This is a genomic window from Streptomyces sp. NPDC008121 (assembly GCF_042957155.1).
In the GTDB taxonomy this organism is placed as follows: Bacteria; Actinomycetota; Actinomycetes; order Streptomycetales; family Streptomycetaceae; genus Streptomyces.
Genome location: NZ_JBIBHT010000050.1, coordinates 1 through 3287 on the forward strand (window position 1 = coordinate 1; position 3287 = coordinate 3287).

The window sequence follows — 3287 nt, forward strand, 5'->3', positions numbered from 1 at the left end:
ATCGCATGAATATGGCTGAACGTCATGCGCCAGGCGTCATCGGACTCCCGGTGCACCGCGATCCGCAGCAGCGGCGCCCGCGTCAGCTCGAAGCCAGCGGCACGTTCTGCCGCGACGTACGTTCGCGCGTGCTCCTCCTGTTCTGCCTGCGACCGACCGCGGCCGTCGTGCACGGCGAGGGGAACGGCGACGGTGTCGTGGACGAGTTGGAGGGGCTGGGAGTATCCGTCCAGGTGCATGGACGTGCGGAGGATGTCGTGCCGGGCGACGACAGCGTCGATGGCCTGACGCATTGCCGCGCCGTCGAACGGCTCCGGATCCGGGATCCGGAAGGAGTTGATGTTCTGGTAGACGTGCTCGTCCCCGGAGGCCAGCATCTCGACGAGCATGCCGGTCTGGACCTGGGAGAGCGGGTACGCGTCCACGACACCGGCGGGCAGCGCGGCGCGGTCGTGCTCGTTGATCAACGCGAACGGCTCGACGGCCTGGATCAGCGACTCACCTGCCTCCTGACCGGCGACACGGCCGGCCAGGGCGGCGATGGTTTTCAGCTGGAAGACGTCGGGGATGGACACGTCGTAGCCGGCCGCGCGCAGCGCGCCGACGAGCCGGACGGCCCGGATCGAGTCACCACCGAGGTCGAAGAAGCTGTCCTCGACACCGACCCGCTCCAGACCCAGCACCTCACACCACACCGCCACCAGCCGCTCCTCCACCGGAGTACGCGGCGCCACGAACCGCTCCGACACGGCGAACGATGCGAGGTCGGGTGCAGGAAGAGCGCGGTGGTTGATCTTTCCGTTGGTGGTGAGGGGGATGCTGTCGATGACGACGAACGCGGCCGGAAGCATGTAGTCGGGCAGGGTGGTCGTCAGGTAGGTGCGGAGGGCAGTGGTGTCGAGGGTTTCGTTCTCGCGCGGAACCAGGTGGGCCGTGAGTCGCTTGTGGCCGGGCTGGGGCTCGCGGACGGTGACGACGGCATCGAGTACGTGAGGGTGTTCGCGCAGGCGGGCCTCGATCTCGCCGAGTTCGATGCGGTAGCCGCGGATCTTGACCTGGTTGTCGATGCGGCCGAGGGTTTCCAGCGTTCCGTCCGGGAGGAAGCGTGCCAGGTCGCCGGTGCGGTAGAGGCGGGAGCCGGCCGGGCCGAACGGGTTCGGCAGGAACTTCTCCGCGGTGAGGTCGGGTCGGCCGAGGTAGCCGCGGGCCAGTCCGTGGCCGCTGATGTAGACCTCACCCGCAACCCCGATCGGGGTCGGCTGCAGGTCCTCGGTCAGCACATACATGGCCGTATTGGGGATGGGTGCGCCGAGGGGGACGGCTTCGGTCACCGGCATGTGGTCGGGGTTGATGATGAGGCCGGAGTTGCCGATGGTGACCTCGGTGGGACCGTACTCCGTCGCCACCTTCGTGCCACCCTCGCCGGCCAGCTTCTGCCAGCGCTCCGCGAGGGAGACCGGGAAGTTGTCACCCGCCGCGATGACCACACCCGCCAGAGCGTGCGCCTGCTCCGCCGACAACTGATGCGTCAGCAGATCCAGATGCCCCGGGGTGAGCTTCACGAACCCGAACGGACCGGCAGCAGCCAGCAGCGCACCCAGCTCAGCCGTCTCCATGCCGTCTGGCAGCAGGGTGACCGGACGACCGCACAGCAGTGGCGTGAACAGATCCGGAATGCCCAGGTCGAAGGAGATCGACGAGAACAGCGGGGCGCCGCCCTCGCCCTGGGAGGCGTAGGTGTCGACAGTCCAGCGCAGGTAGTTGATCAGGCCCGCGTGTTCGACCATCACACCCTTCGGACGCCCCGTGGAACCAGAGGTGTAGATGACATAGGCGAGTGCACGGGTGTCCGTGTCGTCGCGGTGGGGGGTGGTGGCGGGGTGTCGGGCGATGCGGCGGTGGTCGGCGTCGACCACGATCAGCGTGCCCTCGTGGAGCGGGGCGACCGTCGCCATCAGGGAGCCCTGCGTGATCAGGAGCTTCGCCCCCGTATCGGCCAGGATGAACCCCAGCCGATCGGCGGGGAGGGTCGGGTCCAGCGGCAGATACGCCGCACCCGCCTTCCAGATACCGAGCAGCGCAGGCACCAGTTCCGGGCCGCGCTCCAGACAGACACCCACCAGGGTGTCCGCCTGCGCACCCGCGGCGATCAGGTGATGGGCGAGACGGTTCGCCCGCTCCTCCACCTCCCGATACGACAACCGCACCTCACCCGTGACCACGGCCACCGCATCCGGCGTCAGCCCGGCCTGCGCCTCGAACGCATCCAACGTCGACCCCACCGGCCACACCACACGAGCACCATCGGCCCACTCACCCGCCAACAACCCGCGCTCCGCCTCCGACAGAAACACGACCGTCGCGTCCCCGTCCGCATCAGCGGCCATCGACTCCAACACCGACCGGTACATCCCAGCCAACCACTCAAGGTCACCGTTGCTGACGAACTCGCTGTTGCAGTAGAGACTAATCCGCCCGTTGCGGGCGATGACGTTCAGCCCGAACTCATTGCCGTCGCTGCCGAGACTGCGCCGGACATCGACGGTGTCCCTGTCGACCTGGTGGAAGTCGAGGTACTCGAACAGGATCGTCAGCAGATCACGGGAGTTCCCGGCCGCGCGCTGGATTGCGGGCAGCGGGTAGCGGCGGTGCGACCAGATCTCGGTCTCCCGCGCGTACACCTGCTCCACCAGCTCACGCCACGTCCGGGCGCCCTTGACCGCGGGGAACGGCAGCGTGTTCAGGTGCATGCCCAGCACCCGGTCAGCACCGGGTGCCTCCAGACGACCGTGATAGACCACACCCGTGTGAAAGGCATCCTCCGCCGTCAGCGAGCCGAGGACCTTCAGGTGCGCCGCCAGCAACACGCTCTTCAGCGAGGTCCGCGCCCCCGCCGCCAGCCGCCGCAGCCCCTCCTCCAGATCGGCGAACGGCACGCGGGCCACCAGCGACTCGCGCGGGCCCTCGGTCGCCGCCCAGGCGGCGGGGAGCTGGACCGGGCTGTGTCCCTCCACCACGTCCTGCCAGAAGGACTGGTCACCGGCATCCGCCAGTGAGGCCTGCTCGGCCGCGATGAAGTCCGCGTACCGCACCGACGGCACCTCATACGCAGTCGCGCCCTTGCCCTCCCGCATGCTGCGGTAGCAGTTCACGATCTCCATGAGCAGGGTGTGGTAGCTCCACCCCTCCGTGATCGCATGAATATGGCTGAACGTCATGCGCCAGGCGTCATCGGACTCCCGGTGCACCGCGATCCGCAGCAGCGGCGCCCGCGTCAGCTCGAAGCC

General features: G+C 68.4%; 1 protein-coding gene. It reads right to left on the minus strand.

The genetic code is table 11. The annotated features are described in order from the left end of the window. Window positions 1-3287, minus strand: a 3287-nt coding sequence (locus ACFZBD_RS35115; protein ID WP_391147780.1) for an amino acid adenylation domain-containing protein, incomplete at both ends; no start/stop codon positions are given.